Source organism: Williamsia muralis NBRC 105860, assembly GCF_001598915.1.
GTDB classification, from domain to species: Bacteria; Actinomycetota; Actinomycetes; order Mycobacteriales; family Mycobacteriaceae; genus Williamsia; species Williamsia muralis.
Map to the genome: position 1 here is coordinate 629,187 of NZ_BDAP01000003.1, position 16,703 is coordinate 645,889.

Annotated in this window: 16 protein-coding genes; 5 read left to right on the forward strand and 11 right to left on the reverse strand. The window is 64.6% G+C overall.

Annotated features, from left to right (window positions below):
* Positions 1–18 precede the first annotated feature (18 nt).
* Entirely contained in the window at positions 19–1,491 is a 1,473-nt protein-coding gene (locus WIMU1_RS14940; protein WP_084248300.1) for an FAD-binding oxidoreductase, read from the reverse strand.
* 134 nt (positions 1,492–1,625) lie between these two features.
* Complete coding sequence (locus tag WIMU1_RS14945) at positions 1,626–1,997, reverse strand: cupin domain-containing protein (RefSeq protein ID WP_062798319.1); 372 nt, start codon at positions 1,995–1,997, stop codon at positions 1,626–1,628.
* Positions 1,998–2,090: 93 nt separating this feature from the next.
* Here WIMU1_RS14945 and WIMU1_RS14950 point away from each other — a divergent pair, with 93 nt between their 5' ends.
* Positions 2,091–2,534 carry a MarR family winged helix-turn-helix transcriptional regulator gene (locus tag WIMU1_RS14950; RefSeq protein WP_062798321.1) on the forward strand — a complete coding sequence of 148 codons (444 nt, stop codon included), beginning with the start codon at positions 2,091–2,093 and terminating at the stop codon, positions 2,532–2,534.
* Here the strand turns inward: WIMU1_RS14950 and WIMU1_RS14955 are convergent, their stop codons facing one another.
* The 6 genes from WIMU1_RS14955 to WIMU1_RS14980 form a co-directional block, all read right to left on the reverse strand.
* Positions 2,535–3,398, reverse strand: coding sequence for an alpha/beta fold hydrolase (locus WIMU1_RS14955; RefSeq protein ID WP_062798323.1), 864 nt, complete (start codon positions 3,396–3,398; stop codon positions 2,535–2,537). It lies immediately after the preceding gene.
* A gap of 197 nt (positions 3,399–3,595) precedes the next feature.
* Positions 3,596–4,663 (reverse strand): NAD-dependent epimerase/dehydratase family protein, encoded by a 1,068-nt coding sequence (locus WIMU1_RS14960; protein ID WP_062798325.1) that lies wholly within the window; start codon positions 4,661–4,663, stop codon positions 3,596–3,598.
* Positions 4,664–4,766: 103 nt separating this feature from the next.
* Positions 4,767–6,395, reverse strand: a complete 1,629-nt coding sequence (locus WIMU1_RS14965) for an MDR family MFS transporter (RefSeq protein ID WP_084248271.1) — start codon at positions 6,393–6,395, stop codon at positions 4,767–4,769.
* Positions 6,396–6,878: a MarR family winged helix-turn-helix transcriptional regulator gene (locus WIMU1_RS14970; protein ID WP_245969008.1), complete on the reverse strand. Its 483-nt coding sequence runs from the start codon at positions 6,876–6,878 to the stop codon at positions 6,396–6,398.
* A gap of 136 nt (positions 6,879–7,014) precedes the next feature.
* The gene (locus WIMU1_RS14975) at positions 7,015–7,509 is read right to left on the reverse strand and encodes an SRPBCC family protein (RefSeq protein WP_062798329.1); all 495 of its coding nucleotides are present in this window, start codon (positions 7,507–7,509) and stop codon (positions 7,015–7,017) included.
* A gap of 48 nt (positions 7,510–7,557) precedes the next feature.
* Positions 7,558–8,685, reverse strand: a complete 1,128-nt coding sequence (locus tag WIMU1_RS14980) for a beta-mannosidase (protein WP_062798333.1) — start codon at positions 8,683–8,685, stop codon at positions 7,558–7,560.
* A gap of 158 nt (positions 8,686–8,843) precedes the next feature.
* Between WIMU1_RS14980 and WIMU1_RS14985 the strand changes: the two genes are divergently transcribed.
* Entirely contained in the window at positions 8,844–10,331 is a 1,488-nt protein-coding gene (locus WIMU1_RS14985; RefSeq protein WP_062798335.1) for a flavin-containing monooxygenase, read from the forward strand.
* Here the strand turns inward: WIMU1_RS14985 and WIMU1_RS14990 are convergent, their stop codons facing one another.
* Positions 10,332–11,573 (reverse strand): lipase family alpha/beta hydrolase, encoded by a 1,242-nt coding sequence (locus WIMU1_RS14990; protein ID WP_062798337.1) that lies wholly within the window; start codon positions 11,571–11,573, stop codon positions 10,332–10,334.
* A gap of 124 nt (positions 11,574–11,697) precedes the next feature.
* On the opposite strand from WIMU1_RS14990, the gene WIMU1_RS14995 reads away from it, so the two are divergent.
* Entirely contained in the window at positions 11,698–13,158 is a 1,461-nt protein-coding gene (locus tag WIMU1_RS14995) for an MFS transporter (protein WP_062798339.1), read from the forward strand.
* A 68-nt stretch (positions 13,159–13,226) separates the two neighbouring features.
* Positions 13,227–13,511 (forward strand): 4a-hydroxytetrahydrobiopterin dehydratase, encoded by a 285-nt coding sequence (locus WIMU1_RS15000; RefSeq protein ID WP_062798341.1) that lies wholly within the window; start codon positions 13,227–13,229, stop codon positions 13,509–13,511.
* A 113-nt stretch (positions 13,512–13,624) separates the two neighbouring features.
* On the opposite strand, the gene WIMU1_RS15005 is transcribed toward WIMU1_RS15000, so the two are convergent.
* Positions 13,625–14,773, reverse strand: coding sequence for an acyl-CoA dehydrogenase family protein (locus WIMU1_RS15005; protein ID WP_062798342.1), 1,149 nt, complete (start codon positions 14,771–14,773; stop codon positions 13,625–13,627).
* Positions 14,773–16,005, reverse strand: a complete 1,233-nt coding sequence (locus WIMU1_RS15010) for an acyl-CoA dehydrogenase family protein (RefSeq protein WP_062798344.1) — start codon at positions 16,003–16,005, stop codon at positions 14,773–14,775. The genes WIMU1_RS15005 and WIMU1_RS15010 overlap by 1 nt, the downstream gene beginning before the upstream one ends.
* Positions 16,006–16,065: 60 nt before the next feature.
* On the opposite strand from WIMU1_RS15010, the gene WIMU1_RS15015 reads away from it, so the two are divergent.
* On the forward strand, positions 16,066–16,671 hold the full coding sequence (locus WIMU1_RS15015) for a QsdR family transcriptional regulator (RefSeq protein WP_062798345.1): 606 nt from the start codon (positions 16,066–16,068) through the stop codon (positions 16,669–16,671).
* Positions 16,672–16,703: the final 32 nt, after the last annotated feature.

Genomic DNA, 16,703 nt, shown 5'->3' on the forward strand with positions numbered 1-16,703 from the left:
CGAACTCTGCTCAACTCGTCAGATGTCGAGGCCCGAGTACATCGTGCGCGCGGGGTCGTATTTGGTACGGACAGAGCGCAGCCGCGGCAGATTGGCACCGAAGTAACGCGACGGTGCGACCCCGGATTCGATGTAGTTGACATAGGCACCCGCCGACGCCGCGCCGATCGTGCTGTGTGCACTTTTCACCCACGACGTCGGCGACAGATACGAAGCACCGGGGGCGACGTCGGTGAACCACTGCAGGCTCGCCGCGTGCGTGCGCCACGGGAAGGCTGTGGAACCGGCAGCGACCCCGCTGATCGCACCGTCGAGCGGGTCGATGATCACCAGCCCGGGGCCGCCGGCCCTGGAACGGTTCCGCACCGCGGTGACGATCGCTGCAGCGATGGGGTCGGTGACCTGGGCGAGGATGTCGGACCCGGCGACAAATCCATGTCGCGGCGCGGTCGCGCCACCCGACAGCCGCAGGAACGTCGCCATCGGATCAAGCGTCGAGTAGTCGCTTCCACTCGGCACCACCCCGACGGCCGCCGAGATGTCGGCCGCGATGCGGCGGCCCGCGCCGGTTGCGCAGACGAGCAACACCGAACAGGTGACGCCACCCCGTCGATCGGAACCGATGTTGACGTTCGCCCACGCCGACGGTTCGGCGACCGAAAGCCAGCGCCGCCACCCCGATATCACCGTGGCCGCCGACGCGGGTGGAAAGTTCATGGTCACAACATCTTTGCCAACCGATGGTGTGGTGCGGAAGGTCAGCGACGTGACGATCCCGAAGTTCCCGCCACCTCCGCCGCGCAGCGCCCAGTAGAGGTCGTCCCGCTCTCCTGGCGCTACGGTGACGGCTTCCCCGTTCGGCAACACCATCGTCGCGGCCGCGAGGGAATCACAGGTGAGCCCGTGTAGCCGCGAGTCGACCCCGAGCCCTCCGCCGAGCGTGAGCCCGGCGACACCGACCGTTGCGCATGTTCCGACGGGAACCGACCGGCCTTGCTGGGCAAGACCGCCGGCCACGGCATACAGCGTGCTCGCCGGCGTGACGGTGGCTAAGCCACTTCCACCCTCATAGCCGATTCCTCCGTCGAGCCTGCGCAGATCCACCACCAACAACCCACTCGCTGCTGACGCACCGGTGTAGGAGTGCCCGCCGCTGCGCGTGGCCACTCGCAGCCTGTGCTTCACGGCAAAAGCCATACACCGCTGAACGTCGGCGACAGTTTTCGGCGCCACGACGGCCACCGGAGTCGATCCGTCGTAACGCGTGTTGAAGATCTGTTTCGCCTGCGTGAATGCGGCGCGTTGCGCGGGCAGGATCACCTGGCCACTGATCGATGCCGCGAGCGCCGCCCAGTCCGACGACCGTGGGGCGGCCCAGGCTGTCCCGGTGCCACCCGCGACGGCAACTGCCAGACCGCCCACCAGAGTTCCCTGCAGCAGCCGCCGACGTGTGAGGTGCCAGGGGGCTGGTGATGGTTCGTCGAACGTCATGACAGGTGGTGCCTCTCGATCGCCCGACGACTGCGCCACAGACTATCCGCGATCGTGGGTTCACGTCGCAGAACCATCAACGGGGACGTCTGAGGAGTAGTAGGGCCACAACGATCGTCGAACAGTGTGACGTCTCATTGAGCCCAGGGCGGTGTGATGACCGCGCCGTCGGCGGTGGTCGCCTGCAGACCGGGCGTGGTGGTCACCCATGCTGTCGATTCGGTGGCGCCACCATCGATCCGCACCTCGGCCCCGGCCGGAACCACGATGACCGTGCCGGCGCCGGCCAGCTCCCGCACGCCGTCCAAACCGACCGTCAGTTCTCCGTCCAGCACGAGAAGGACCTCTTCCCGACTGGGTCTGTGCGCCACTCCGATCTGGCCGGCGGGAACCGTCAGCCTCCAGGCGCAGAGCTCTTTGCTCCCTCGCCGCGAACTGACATACGAGTGGAAGGTGCTCCCGTGTGCCGGGAACACCTCGGCGTCGTCGGGTTGGATGACCGGCATGCTCTCCTCCTCAGAATTGATAGACAAGCCACTTGACCATATAGACAAGCGTCTTGTCTGTCTATCCTCGGCGCAGTGGGTCATACTTCGACTGTGACCGATTCCGACTGGGCAACTGCGACGGCCGTGCTGCGAGTGTCCGCACAATTGGTCGATGACATCTCGGCCGGACTGGCCGAGCGGGGCTACCCCGATGTACGACCCGTTCATGGGTTCGTGTTCGCGGAGTTGTCCGACAATGCCTCTACCGCAGCCGATCTCGCTACGGCGTTGCAGATCACCAAGCAGGCCGCGGCCCAATTGATCGTCTATCTGGTCGAGCGTGGTTATCTCGACAAACACCCGGACCCGAACGACCGTCGCGCTCAACTGGTGACACTGACACAACGCGGTCGCGAGTGCATGGTCGCAGCCCGCGAATCCGCGGAGCGATGCGTTCAGGTATGGCGAGATGAGCTGCCGGACAGGGACTTCAAGGCACTGACCCGAGCCTTGGACGTCATTGCGGTACCGGGCAGACTCAAACCGAGCTGGTGATCAGCTGGTCGTGCGGGTCCGGGCCTCCGGCACGGCGAGGAAGTCTTCGAGGATGGCGACGACCTGATCGGGGCTTTCTGCGTGAGGGTAGTGACCGACGCCGCTGAGAACCTCGAGTCGACTGCCCGGAATCGCTTCGTGGGCCGCGTAGCCGTGCGACACCGGGATGATCTTGTCTGCATCGCCCCAGATGAGGAGCGTGGGCAGGGCGGAGTTCAGGTACAACCGGTTCAGGGCGCTCACCGCCTGACCGCGGTAGTCCACCACCGACCGCAGAGTCCTCAGGAATGCCTGCCGCGTCTCGCGATCGCCGAGCGAAGAGTATGCGCGCCACGTTTCGTCCGCCCGCGGCGAGTGCACGCCGGCGGACGCGAACCACGAGCGAATCTTGTTGCCTGCCCGAAGAACTGGTTGCGGCGCAATCACCGGGAGCACGAACTCGGCCCCAGGAGCCGAGAGCACCCGCAGGGTCCAGTTCACGTCGGGTCCCAGTCCACCGCTGCCGATCAAGACCAGGCGCTCGCAATACTCCGGATGTTGATAGGTGAACTGCATGGCCACGCCACCACCCAGCGACTGCCCGACCACCGTCACCCGATCGATCCCCAATTCCCGCAGCAGGTCACGGAGGAACGCGGCGAACGCACCCAGCGAATAGTCGCCGCGCGGTTTCGACGATTGCCCATGACCGGGCAGATCCGGTGCGATGACCCGGTGTCTCGCGGCAAGGGACGGAAGTACCGCATTCCACGTCTCCGAACTCCCCGCCATCCCGTGGATCAGCAAGAGAACCTCCGAACCGCTCCCCTCGTCCCGATATGCGACATGGTCGCCGTGCAGATCCACGTATTTCAGTGCAGTCATTGAAGGATTTCCTGTCGCGATAGAGCCAGGGACTCGAAGCGGTCGGCGTCGATCGACGTGCCGATACCGTTCGGCAGTACGCGCGGCATCGTGCCGCAATCCATCACCACGATGATGCCCCCTGACAGGGGCCCAATCTACGCGCCGGGGGTCCACTTCCGCTTGTGATCACCGATCACGAACGCATACTGCGCCCGTCACCGATCGCGCCTGCCGACACCCTGCGAGAGTTCTGCGATCCTGCGGGCAGGCCCGTCCGGTGCCAACGGTTCGGTATCCATACCCGAACCCTCCCGGACCCCTTCGACGAACTCCTCCAGCGCGTCCTTCGCGGTGTAGCGCGGGGACCAGCCGAGCTCTCGTCGAGCGCGTGTGATGTCCATCAGGGGCAGTCGTAAGACGGTGTCGAACAGGCCAGGTGAGGCGGGGATGACATGGGCGTGCCACGCTGCCCACACCCCAGCACGCAGCAACGACGCCGGCGCAGGGATCGAACGCGCCCCGAGCATCTTCGCCAGGTACTTGGCGTCCACCTTCTCGTCGGTCGCGAGGTTGAATGCCCCACGGACCGGCCGGACGGTCGCCTCGGCAAATGCCTCGCCCACATCCGCGCTGTGCAACGCCTGGAACGACAGCCCCGGCGTCCTCGGAACCACGGGGATCAAGGCGCTGCGGACCAGCTGCCGAGGAAGGAACGGCCCGACGAAGAGACGCCGTTGCGCCGTGGATGCCTCGCGTTTGAAGATGAACCCAGGCCGCATCCTCACGACCCGCATCTCGGGGTTGTTGTGCTCGTAGCCGTCCAGCCACCGCTCGAGATACGCCTTCTCGCGCGGGTAGGCAGCACCCGGCCAGCCGTTGGTCGGCCAGCTCTCATCGACGGGGGTGTCCTTCGGACCAGGCGAGTAGGCGGCGACCGAGGATGAGTACACGACAGCCGACACATCCTCGGCCGCAGCGGCCTCGAACACCCGGATCGCGCCGCCGACGTTGTTCTCCCATGTCGACACGGGATCATGGGTGGGTTGAAAGATCCACGCGAGATGGATGACTACGTCTGCCCCACGAAAGAGAGGCCGCAGATCGTCCTGTCCCGTATCGGCAACGAGGAACTCGGTTTTCGGGTACGTGAGATCGGTCGGGCGGCGTGCGATGGCGCGAATGGACCTCACCTCGGACCGGGAACCGAGGGCTTCGATGACGCTCGTGCCCACATTTCCCGTCGCTCCGGTGACCACAACGGTGCGTGGTTGTGTCTCGCTCATCTGCTCCGGGTACCCAGCCCTCCACCGCTCGACACCATCAGACGGCGGAACCCCGCGCACGGCATCGTGCACGGGGTCCCTCGGCCCAGATCGGGTCGGTGTATCAGACCTTGACGGTGGCCCGGGTGTTGTCGTCCCGATCGGCCGGCTCGGAGTCGCCGGACGTTTCGGATTCGGTCCCGTCGGGTGTCGAGTCGAGATCGATCGTCCGGCGCAGCGGCCGGTTGGGCAGGAGCGACACCGCAATCAGCGCAACAACCGCTGCCGCAGCTGCGATCAGGAAGATCCGCCCTGTTGCATCACCGTAAGCGGCGCGAATGATCGATTCGACCGGTCCCGGCAGTGAGTCGATGTCGAGGCTGCCGCCGGAGGAGCCGCCTGTGATCCCGAGCCGTGCAAGGCCGCCCGACGAGAGGTCCGCCACGCGAGTGGCCAGGACCGACCCGAGGACCGAGACGCCGATTGCGCCGCCGAAGGTCCGGAAGAACGCCACGTTGCTCGAGGCAGCTCCGATGTTGTGGACGCTGACCGTGTTCTGGACCACCAGCACGAGGTTCTGCATCAGCATGCCTGTGCCGAGCCCAACGATCAGGGTGAAGATACTCACCGACCAGAGGTTGGTCGCGTGGTCGATCGTCCCCAGCAGAGCGAAGCCGACGATGAGCAGAACCGAGCCGGTCACCATGAACACCTTCCACTTGCCGAACCGGCTGATCAGTTGACCCGATCCCACCGAGGCGATCAGCATCCCGATGACAAGCGGAATCGAGAGCATGCCGGCGATGGTCGGCGAGAAACCGCGCGCGGTCTGGAAGTACTGGCCCAGGAACGTCGTCGAACCGAACATCCCCAGTCCCACTGCGATGGACGCGATGATGGCGAGTCCGGTGGTGCGCTCGGTCACGATCTTGAGCGGGATGATCGGCGCTTTGACACGCGATTCCACCAGCACGGTGGCCACCAGCAGAAGCAGTCCGCCACCGACATACATCGCGGACTCTCGGGAGATCCAGTCGTAGTACCCGGCTTTGCCCGCGAACGAGACCCAGATCAACAGCACGGAAACGCCTGCGGTCAGCAAGGTGGCTCCCAGCCAGTCGATGGAGATGTTCTCGGCGCGCTCGGTCTTGATCCGGAGGGTCTTCTGCAGCAGGAACAGGGCGATCACTGCCAGTGGCACGCAGACGAAGAAGCACCAGCGCCAGCCGAGTGGGCTGTCGACGATGACGCCGCCCAGGATGGGCCCGCCGGACATCGAGACGGCCATGGTGGCGCCCATGTATCCGGAGTACCGGCCGCGCTCACGGGGAGACACGATGCTGCCGATGATTGCGACGACCAGCGCGGTGAGACCACCCATTCCGATTCCCTGGACAACGCGGGCCGCGAGGAGAATCGGCACGTTGTGCGCCAAGCCGGCGATGATCGAGCCGACCACGAAGATGATGATCGCGCTCTGGACGAGCATCTTCTTGCTGAAGATGTCGGCCAGCTTGCCCCAGATCGGCGTCGACGCCGCGTTGGCGAGCAGGGCGGTGGTGATCACCCAGGCGTAGGCCGTCTGCGACCCCTTCAGATCGCCGATGATCGTCGGCAGGGCGGTGGCGACGATCGTTGTGCTCAGCAAAGCGGTGAACAACGCTGCGAGCAGCCCGATCATCGCCTCGAGGATTTCGCGGTGGGACATCGCGTATGGATCGTGCTTCGCCACCGCCTCGGTTGAACTTGACATCTACTTCCCGTCTTTCCCTGTGATCGTTTTCTGCGCCGGCCGATCGGCCCGGTGCGCGTGTCTGGTCAATGAACCTCTGAGTTTGCGAAAGGCGCTGCCGGCCGCTTGCGCGTCTGCTTCGTCCCAGTCGTCGAGTGCGGTCTGTAACGACTCGGCACGCGCAGCCCTCGTTCGACCGAGGAGCTCGCGACCCGCACTCGTCGTCAGCAACTGCGTGGCCCGCCCGTCACCGGGGTCCGGACGGCGAGCGACGTATCCCTCGGCGACCAACTCGGCCACGTGCCGACTCAACGCGGATTGACTGATGCACAGATCCGACGCCAACTCGTTCTGGCGGCACTGCCCTCGTGCCTCCAGGGCCATGAGCACACCGAGACCACCTGGCAATGTCGGCCCTTCGTCCGTGGACACGACAGCTCCGCGAAAAGCGCGACCCATCAGGTACAGCTCCTCGATCAGTTCGCTCGCTGTTCCTGACGACACCGGCACGACGACTTCTCCCTCATATAATTGATTGCACTACACAACTTATATAAGTTACATGCGGCAATCAACTATTCCCTGGGTGCGGAATACCTCCGCGGACCGAACGGAAGCCTTGGCGGAGTCCGCCGTACGACTAGCGCGTATCTGGCGAGGCCAGCGGGTATCCGCGGCGTACGGTTCGGTCGAGGATGCCGAGGGTACTGCGTAGCGCAGTGGCAGAGATCACCGGAAAGATCCCTTTGGCTCGCCACTCCGGATGGATGTTCGACCAGTCGTAAAACGACACCACACGCGTACCGGTCTCACCCTCGGGATGAAGCTCATAGCCGTAGACGTGGCCGATCTGCGGTCGTAAACGGCCCTTGACGGTCCATGAGATCTCGCGACCGGAGACAAACGTCTCGATGACAACCGAGACGTCGTACTCCCCGATCGGTACGTCCCCCAGGGCCTCGCGGTCCATGTGCACGACAAACGTGTCCCCTACTGCAGCGACACGGTCGCCTGTGGCACTCATCAACATCCCGGATGCGTCGATCGCCACGTGACCTTGCGGATCGGTCAACACCGCGAACACATCTTCGACGTTCGCGGGGATGACTCGTTCGGCCTGTAGTCGCTCGATCATGGGCAGGACGGTATCGCGTTCACCGATGACAGCGCGGTCTGCGGCGCGTCAGGGCCCAACCGTGTTGAGCTCGGCAACAAGATCGAAAGCGGGATCGTCCGGGCCGATGTCGAACGTGCATTGCTGCTCGCGCGGATCTGGCACAAAGGCCCAGAACAGCGCTCCCGCAGTACCGGCGGCGCGCTGGCCGTCGATTTTGGTCTCGAAGTCGTCCACCCGATCCTCACGGGTGCCGCACGACCCGGCGTTCTGCCCGATCTCGGCGACCACCAGTGGCTTGCCGACCGCCTGGGCCTGCACGATGTGGGTGGCGAGGCCATTCCACACGTCGCCGGGCAGCGGCACGCCGTCAGCGCCGTAGTCGTGGTACTCGAGCACGTCGACGTGGGGTGAAGCCCCCAGCAGCTGATAGTCACCGCCGGCCGACCCACATTGCCCGCCACCGAGCAGGCCTGCCCAGATCGGGGTGGACGGATCCGCTGCCCGAACCTTGGCGCCGGCTTGGTCGAAGAAGTTCCGCAGGATCTGACCCGAGTCGGACGGGCACGTCCGGTTCTGCCAACTGCACGCAGAATCGCCGCACAGACTCGTCTCGGGTTCGCCGACCAATTCCCAACCGGCCAGCGCAGGCGACGACTTCCACCGGTTGACCGCTGTGGTCACCCATTGATCGAACCGTAGGGGCGCCCCTGCCGGGACCAGGGTCTTCCAGCCGGACGTGTACCAGCTCCGACCCTTGAACAACTCGTCTTCGCAGGCACCGTCGCCACCGGTGAAGACCGGCACGAGCATCTGGTCATGGGCTTCGGCCGCGGCGAACACTGCGTCCATCGGACCGAAATCGAGCTCGCCCGTGAACTTGTTGACCGCCAGGCGCTGGAAAGCGTTGAAGCGGGTGAGGGAGTTGGGCTCGAGCGACGAGAAGTAGGAGTCGAGGTCGACCATCGCGCCGCAACCCTGGTTCACCGACCAATCGGTCGCGAGCTGGTAGGCGTTGAAACCGCTCGGCCACCATGGCGATCCATCGAGCTCGAGACCGTCCGCCGTCGCCTCCACCCTGTTCGGCCCGGCCGCTTCTGCGGACCCGGCCTGCGCCCACTGGGTCGACCCGACACCGACCAGCAGGATCATGGCCAATGCGAAGAAGTAGTACGTACGATGCGTGGTGCGTTGCATGTGATGGAGAGCCTGTCCTCGTTTTGACCGTGACGCTCATAGTTGCACAGCTTCGTGAACGAGGAAACTGCTTCGCAAAGGAAACAGCGAGAACGCGACCGTCCCTCAAAAGACACGGTGACCTGCGCGATCGCCGCCGGCACGACCGAAGAGGACCGATGACCCTGTCAGATCACGTAGATGTCTTGATCATCGGAGCAGGACTCTCAGGAGTCGGCGCCGCCTGCCACGTGCGGGAGAAGTTCCCCGACCGGAGCATCGCGATCCTGGAGAGCCGGCCCCGCATCGGCGGTACATGGGACCTGTTCAAGTACCCCGGGATCCGGTCCGATTCGGACATGTTCACCCTCGGATACAAGTTCCGGCCCTGGGTGGGTGACAACGCGATCGCAGACGGCCCCTCCATCCTGGAATACGTCCGGGCAACAGCCGCCGAATACGGGATCGATGAGACGATCCGGTTCAACCGCCGGGCCGTGCGTGCGGAATGGTCGAGCAGCGAACAGCTCTGGAGGGTTCACATCGAGCGCACCGACGTGGGCGCCGAAACCCAGACCGAGACCATCTCCGCCAACTTCCTGGTGTCCTGTAGCGGCTACTACCGCTACGACGAGGGCTACACACCCGACTTCCCTGCGATCGAGCAGTTCTCAGGGACCATCGTGCATCCGCAGCACTGGCCGAACGATCTCGACTACACCGACAAGCGGGTGGTGATCATCGGCAGCGGGGCCACCGCCGTCACCTTGGCACCGTCGATGGCCCCCGAAGCCGCGCACGTCACCATGCTCCAGCGTTCGCCGTCCTACGTCATCTCCATTCCCAAGCAGGATGCCATTGCGAACAGACTGCGCAAACTGCTTCCCGCGAAATGGGCCTACGCTGCCGCGCGCGGCAAGGGAATCGCCGTCTCCACCGCCATCTATCAACTGTGTCAACGTTATCCACAGTTCATGAAGAAGCAGATCCGGTCATGGCAAGAGCGACAACTGCCAGATTTCGACATCGACACCCACTTCGCCCCGCGCTACAACCCCTGGGATCAGCGCTTGTGCCTCGTGCCCGACAGCGACTTGTTCCGCGCCATCAGAAAAGGGTCGGTGTCCATGGCCACCGACCGGATCGCCACGTTCACCGAAAGCGGCATCGAGCTGGAATCCGGCGACCATCTCGACGCCGACATCATCGTCACGGCCACCGGCCTCAATCTGCTCGCCCTGGGCGGGCTCACGTTCGTGGTCGACGGGGAGGAAGTCGACCTCACCGACACGATGACCTACAAGGGCATGATGCTCAGCGGCATCCCCAATTTCTTCTACGTTGTCGGGTACACGAACGCATCGTGGACCTTGAAGGCAGACCTGGTGTGCGAGTACATGTGTCGCCTGCTCGACCACATGGACGCCAACGGATACGGCGAAAGCGTCCCGGTGAAGGACCCGTCCGTACAGGAGGAACCGTTCCTCGATTTCGCTGCCGGATACGTTCTGCGTTCGGTCGACTCTTTTCCGCACCAGGGTTCACGTGCTCCCTGGAGGCTGCGGATGAACTACTACCGCGATGTCCTCACCTTGCGCCACGGCACGGTTGCGGACGCCCCGATGAGGTTCCGGGAGCGCAGCGCTTCCCTGACGTCGGCCGGCTGATCAGCCGACCGGTGTCGACTTCTCCCGCAGCCGCGTCGCCAGCCACTCGTAGACGGCTTCGTTGTTGAGCAGGGTGAAGTGGTGGGCCGATCCGAGATGCATCCCGTCATCGTCACGAAAACCGATGTCGCGCAGCTTGTCCCGGCCACGGGCACTGACATGCAACACCAAACCGTCACCGAGGTAGCGACCGAGCAGGTGTTCGGGGTCTCGGGTGATCGAGGCCGAGACGAAACTGTGCTCGGCATCGGCGAGCAACGGAACCTCCGCGATTGCGGCCTGGCGCAAGGCATCGAGGTCTCGGCCCGTCCAGTCCTCGTCCACCAGCGAACCGGCGTACAGGTCCCGGATCCCGGCGCTGCGCCTGTGTAGCAGCCGGCCGATCGGACGGGACTCGGGCAGCAGCTGCAACAGCGCGGTGGCGGTGTGTACGGTCCTCGCCAACGGGGCCCCCAGATGCGGAGATCCGAGACAAACGATGTGGCGGACCTTTCCGGCCCACTCAGACCCGACGAGAGAGGCCCCGTGACAGGCGCTACGTGCCACAAGACCACCCATCGAGTGGCCGACCAGCACGATCTCCTCCACGGGTACAGGCCAGTTCCTCACCACGTCCTCGATGAGCGCGGCGAATTCACGGCCGTTCTCGGAGATGTGCCTACCCGTGTTGTAACGCACCTGCAGTTCGCTGAAGCCGAGCTCCGCGGACAATCTGGCCCCATACGTCGGCCTGCCGCCGATACCCCAGGCGACTTCGGTCTCCATCAGTCCGTGCGTGAAGAAGACCAGCTTGGGCGTCGCACGAGGATACGCTTTCGACAGGGATTCCTTGTCCGCGTGTGGAATTCGCCCGTCGACCCGAAGCGACATCGGCGTGGCCAGTGGCGAATCCTGTTCGGCGAGCGCGTCACCGATCAAACCGGTCAACGCACCGAGCGCAATCGCACCGCGTCTCGTCTCCGAGGGCACCCGCCCACGTCCGTCGACCGTCCGTAATGCCACCTGCGCTGCCACCTCACAGGCTACGGCGATGGATCGATATGTTCCATCGGCGATCGCATTGTGGATGATTCGCGACGGTGCAGCCCAGGGGCCGACACCGAGCTGCACCCCCGAGAACACGCGGTCAGAGATCGCCCGGTGCACGGTGCCCACGCCGGTCACCGCCTTCCCGACCTCCTCGAAGGCCAATTCCGCCAGCGCGCGAACCTCGTCTTGCCGCGGGCCATCCACATCGATCATGCATTCAGTGTACAACCGTGCACTGAGGCGCGCGTCTGCGGCGACTGCTTCCTGACAGCGCAGTCCACACCGGCTACCGTCCGACCATGGGATTGCACCGCTTCGCACCGACTCGAGGGTGGCGATGGAGGTGAGCGCCGCCACGCCCACCTCCGCGCCCACGCCCGGTCCCGTCCTGGTTGTCGCGATCCTCGCGTCTTTTGTCGCGTTTCTCGACGGATCGGTGGTGAACCTCGCCCTTCCCGCCATCTCGGACGACCTCGGAGGTGGGCTGAGTACACAGCAGTGGGTGGTCGATGCATACCTCCTCACCCTGGGCGCACTGATACTGGTGGCCGGCGCGATCTCTGATGCGTTCGGGCGCTTGCCGATGCTCCGGATCGGGCTCGTGATCTTCGGCCTGGCATCCGTCGCGTGCGCGGCTGCGCCGACCGACCTAGTCCTGATCATCGCCCGCGGGCTGCAAGGTGTGGGCGCGGCCCTGCTGGTGCCCAGTTCGCTCGCATTGATCAACTCGGCGTTCACCCCGGACGACCAGCCCAAGGCGATCGGTACCTGGACCGCATGGACCGGCACGGCCTTTGTGATAGGTCCACTACTCGGTGGTGTACTCGTCGACACGTTGAACTGGCGGTGGATCTTTGCCGTCAACGTCGTGCCGGTGACGATCACCCTGGTGCTGTCGATGCGACTCGCCGAACCGGCTCGGACGACGCCGCGCGAACGCATCGACGTACCAGGCGCAGTGCTGACGGCCGGCGGTCTCGCCGGAACCGTCTACGCCCTCATCGAGCAGCAACGTCTCGGTCTGAGCAACCCCGCCGTGGCTGCAGCCTTGACACTCGGACTGTTGTGCCTGGCGGCGCTGGGCTGGCGCGAAACGCACACCGACCATCCGATGATCCCAGCGAAGATGTTCGCGGTCAGGAACTTCGGTGTCGGCAATCTCTCGACGACGTTCATCTACGCCGGATTGTCGATGGGCACGCTTGTGACGGCTCTGTTCCTGCAAGAGGTCGCGGGCTTCTCGGCATTGATGGCCGGGCTCGCGACGTTGCCGGTCCCGCTGCTCTCGTTCTTCATCGCCCGGCCGGTGGGAGCGCTGTCGGCACGCTACGGGCCCCGCGTGTTCATGGCGTCCGGACCGATCGTCGCCGGATGCGGTTACCTGCTCATGCTCACCACTGTCGACGATTTCGATTTCTGGACACAGATGCTCCCCGGGCTCGTGCTCTTCGGGCTCGGCCTGTCGATCACCGTCACGCCGCTGACCTCGGCCGTGCTCGCATCGATCGATCGGCAACACAGCGGGATCGGCTCGGCGTTGAACAACGCGATCTCACGGATCGCCGGACTGATCGCTGTTGCCTGCACCGGGATCATCGTGGGCGGCACGCTGGACACCGCGTCATTCCACCGTGTTCTGGTGGTGACCGCGGCCCTGTTCATCGTCGGCGGCGTGGTGGCGGCCATCGGTATCCGCAACCACGGCCACCATCCCGAACAGGTCGCGGTGACAGCGGCCGCACAGTGCTGTGATCGCTCGACCACTCCCCCTGACGTCCGGCCGGTCGTCGGCCAGTGACCGGCGAGCATCCACCGATGCGCCGATGACGATTGAAGCGAAGGCCTGGTGGTGGAAACATCGGGACGATGACCGCATTGCTGACTGAATCCGACATCACCGCCGCACTCGCCGATCTACCCAAATGGCAACGCAAGGGCCAATCGTTGACTCAGACGATCGATTGCCCGGACTTTCCGGCGGCGATCGCATTGGTGAATCGGGTGGCCGAGGCCGCGGAAGAGGCCAACCATCACCCGGATATGGATATCCGTTGGCGCACAGTGACTTTTACCCTCAGCACGCATTCGGCGGGCGGAATCACAAGCCTCGACGTGATGTTGGCGCAGCGAATAGACAACCTGGCTCCCTGACCCGGGCGGCGGTCCCGACGAGCGAGTCGGTATCGAAGACACCGCCGGGCGAGCCTGCGCGGCCCGCCCGGCGGGTGTTGCGCCCCCGTGCGGATGAGAACAGTGATGCGGTGTCAGGCCTTGGTGAGCGCCGCGTATCGCGCTATGTGCATGTCCGCAGAACCGAACTCGTACTCAATGGCCGTGAGCCGTTTGAAGTAGTGACCGATCGCGAGTTCCTCGGTCATGCCCATCCCGCCGTGCAACTGAACGGCGTTCTGCCCGATGAATCGCGCCGCCCGCCCGATGGTCGCCTTCGCCGCCGACACCGCCAGCGCGCGTTCGGTGGGCTCGGCCTCCAGATTCAAGATGGCGAGGTACACCGCGGCAATCGACTGTTCGAGCTCCATGTACATGTCGACCATCCGATGCTGCAACGCCTGAAAACTGCCGATCGCCTGACCGAACTGCTGACGCTGCTTGGCGTATTCGACGGTGTCTCCCAACACTTTTCGCATCAGCCCGACAGCCTCGGATGCCACCGCCGCCGTGGCCTCGTCGACTGCGCGGTCGATCGACGCCCATGCATCGCCCTCGCCGCCCAGAAGGGCATCGGCGGGTAGGCGCATCCCGGAGAACACGAGATCCGCCGCACGCCGGTCGTCGATGGTGCGGTAGGCGTGAACGGCCAGACCTTCAGGAGGGTTGTCGGCATCGACATCGATCAGGAACAACGAGATCCCCGAGGTGTCACGTCGCCCGCCCGCCGTCCGGGCCGTGACAAGCAGATGGCCGGCGAGGGGTGCACTGCTGACAACCACTTTCGTGCCGTCGAGCACCCACTCGTCGCCGTGTCTGCGGGCGATCGTCGACACGTCATTGAAGTCAGGACCCGATGTGGGTTCGGTGGCAGCGAACGCCGTGATCGCATCCCCCGCAACGAGTTTCTCGAGAACGGCCGTGGCACGAGCCCCGCCCGCCCGTTGCAACAGACCGCCGCCGAAGACAACGGTGTCCACGAAGGGCTCGACAACAAGCGCCTGGCCGAGGGCTTCGGTGACGATCATCAATTCGACCGGCCCACCGCCGATTCCACCGGCTTCCTCCGGAAGGGTCGCACCGAGGATTCCGAGTTCGTCGGCGAAGGCTCGCCAGATCGACGGCTGCCATCCTGCCCCGGTCTTGGCGGCCGCCCGACTCTTTTCCAGGTCGTAACGGTTGGCCAAGAACTTGGCGAGGCCATCGCGGAGCAGTTCTTGCTCTTTGGTCAAGTTGAAGTCCATCAGAGCCCCAATGCTGCTTTTGCGAGAATGTTTCGCTGGATTTCGTTGCTACCGGCGTAGATCGAGCCTGCCCGGTCGTTGAAGTAACGCAGTGGCGCGACAGCCTCCCAAGGTTCACCGCTGACGTAACCGTCCGCGGGCTCGGTGAACTCGGAGATCGGACCACCAGGCTTGGTCGCGTGCGGTTGGTAGACCCGTCCGCGTGTACCGGTGGCCTCCAGGGTGAGTTCGGTGAGCTTCTGGCTGAGCTCGGTCGCAAGCACTTTGAGCATCGACGAGGCAGGGCCCGGATCTTTGCCCGACGCCATCGCCGATAGCGTTCGGTATTCCAGGATCTCGAGGACCTTTGTGCGAATGCGGGCTTCGGCCAGCTTGGCAGAGAACGCGGGATCGTCGATGAGCGGGCGTCCGCCGGGCCCAGGCTGCGACGCCGCCGAGGTGGCCAGCGACTCCGCCATCACCTGCAACGCCGGGGCGGCGGCACCCCCGCCTCGTTCGAACACGAGGAGATACTTCGCCACGGTCCAGCCGTCATCGATCTTTCCGAGCACGTTTGCCTTGGGCACCCGCACATTGTCGAAGAACACCTGATTCTGGACCTGCTCGCCCGATGTCATCACGAGCGGCCGTACTTCGATGCCCGGCGAGTTCATGTCGATCAACACGAAGGTGATGCCCTGCTGCTTCTTGTGCTGCCGGGATGTGCGAACGAGGCAGAACATCCAGTTCGCCTCGGAGGCATGGGTTGTCCAGATCTTGCTACCGGTGCAGACCAGGTCGTCGCCGTCGTCCTTCGCCGCCATCGAGAGGGACGCAAGATCCGAACCGGCCTCGGGTTCGGAATATCCCTGGCAGAAGAAGACCTCGCCGGTGAGGATCCCTGGCAGATAGTAGTCCTTCTGTTCCTGGGTGCCGAAGGCGATGATGGCGTGGGCAACCATCCGAATCCCCATGGGAGACAACGACGGTGCCCCGGCGATGATGGACTCGCGACTGAAGATGTAGTGCTGGGTGAGGGTCCAGTCGCAACCGCCGTACTCGACCGGCCACGCAGGCGCTGCCCAGCCCCGCTCGTGCAAGATGCGCTGCCACTCCATGCTCGCCTCGTGGTCGGAGTAGACGCTGGTCATCAGACGGCCGGCCCGGCGCAGGTCCGGGGTCAACTTCTCGTCGAGGAAAGCGCGCACCTCGTCTCGAAACTCCGAATCGGCGGCCGACCATTGCAAATCCATGTGCGCTCCTGAAGCGGTGTGCTGATTGACCGGAAGACCGGTCGGAGACAAAATCTACTTATGTCTCACCAGGCCGTCAACAGCCGGTCACCCCGACCGTCGCGCGTCCACCGCGACGACGTGATCGACCTCGCTCACGACTGGTTCCTCGCCGGCAGGCGGGTCGACATACAGGCGCTGTCCCGCGAACTGAAGATCGGCCGCGCGACGATCTACCGATGGTTCGCGGGCCGGGAAGTGGTTCTCGGCGAAGTGGTGTGGCGAATACTCATCGACGCCATCGAACGAGTCGAGGCGCGTGGTGGAGAGCTCGACGCCGACAAATTCGTCAGCAACTTCGGTTTCCTCGCCGAGACCGTTCGTAATTACCAACCGCTCGAACGGTTCGTCGCAGATGACCCCGAATACGCACTGCGGGTCCTCACCTCGCGGTACAGCGTGGTTCAGGGCAGGTTGATCGAGTGGACCGTGGGCAAATTGGCGGCCATGCCCGAGCTCTCGCGGTACCCGGACACCTCCGGTCTCGCGTATGCAGTCGTGCGCCTGGGTGAATCGTTCATCTGGAGCGACATGATCACCGGCGACCCTCCGCAACCCGACATGGCCACCGCAATGGTGGGCATGTTGATCGCGGGCGCATGCGCGAATTCGTCTGGTCGCGGCTGATCTGCGCCGTGGCCGTACAGCATCCGCGGGTA

Excerpts from the sequence above, each read along its gene's own strand:
- WIMU1_RS14940 (WP_084248300.1), bottom strand. The coding sequence starts at position 1,491 with ATGACGTTCGACGAACCATCACCAGCCCCCTGGCACCTCACACGTCGG.
- WIMU1_RS14975 (WP_062798329.1), bottom strand. The coding sequence starts at position 7,509 with ATGATCGAGCGACTACAGGCCGAACGAGTCATCCCCGCGAACGTCGAA.
- WIMU1_RS14945 (WP_062798319.1), bottom strand. The coding sequence starts at position 1,997 with ATGCCGGTCATCCAACCCGACGACGCCGAGGTGTTCCCGGCACACGGG.
- WIMU1_RS14955 (WP_062798323.1), bottom strand. The coding sequence starts at position 3,398 with ATGACTGCACTGAAATACGTGGATCTGCACGGCGACCATGTCGCATAT.
- WIMU1_RS15000 (WP_062798341.1), top strand. The coding sequence starts at position 13,227 with ATGACCGCATTGCTGACTGAATCCGACATCACCGCCGCACTCGCCGAT.
- WIMU1_RS15015 (WP_062798345.1), top strand. The coding sequence starts at position 16,066 with ATGTCTCACCAGGCCGTCAACAGCCGGTCACCCCGACCGTCGCGCGTC.
- WIMU1_RS14960 (WP_062798325.1), bottom strand. The coding sequence starts at position 4,663 with ATGAGCGAGACACAACCACGCACCGTTGTGGTCACCGGAGCGACGGGA.
- WIMU1_RS14985 (WP_062798335.1), top strand. The coding sequence starts at position 8,844 with ATGACCCTGTCAGATCACGTAGATGTCTTGATCATCGGAGCAGGACTC.
- WIMU1_RS15010 (WP_062798344.1), bottom strand. The coding sequence starts at position 16,005 with ATGGATTTGCAATGGTCGGCCGCCGATTCGGAGTTTCGAGACGAGGTG.
- WIMU1_RS15005 (WP_062798342.1), bottom strand. The coding sequence starts at position 14,773 with ATGGACTTCAACTTGACCAAAGAGCAAGAACTGCTCCGCGATGGCCTC.
- WIMU1_RS14995 (WP_062798339.1), top strand. The coding sequence starts at position 11,698 with ATGGAGGTGAGCGCCGCCACGCCCACCTCCGCGCCCACGCCCGGTCCC.
- WIMU1_RS14990 (WP_062798337.1), bottom strand. The coding sequence starts at position 11,573 with ATGATCGATGTGGATGGCCCGCGGCAAGACGAGGTTCGCGCGCTGGCG.
- WIMU1_RS14965 (WP_084248271.1), bottom strand. The coding sequence starts at position 6,395 with ATGTCAAGTTCAACCGAGGCGGTGGCGAAGCACGATCCATACGCGATG.
- WIMU1_RS14980 (WP_062798333.1), bottom strand. The coding sequence starts at position 8,685 with ATGCAACGCACCACGCATCGTACGTACTACTTCTTCGCATTGGCCATG.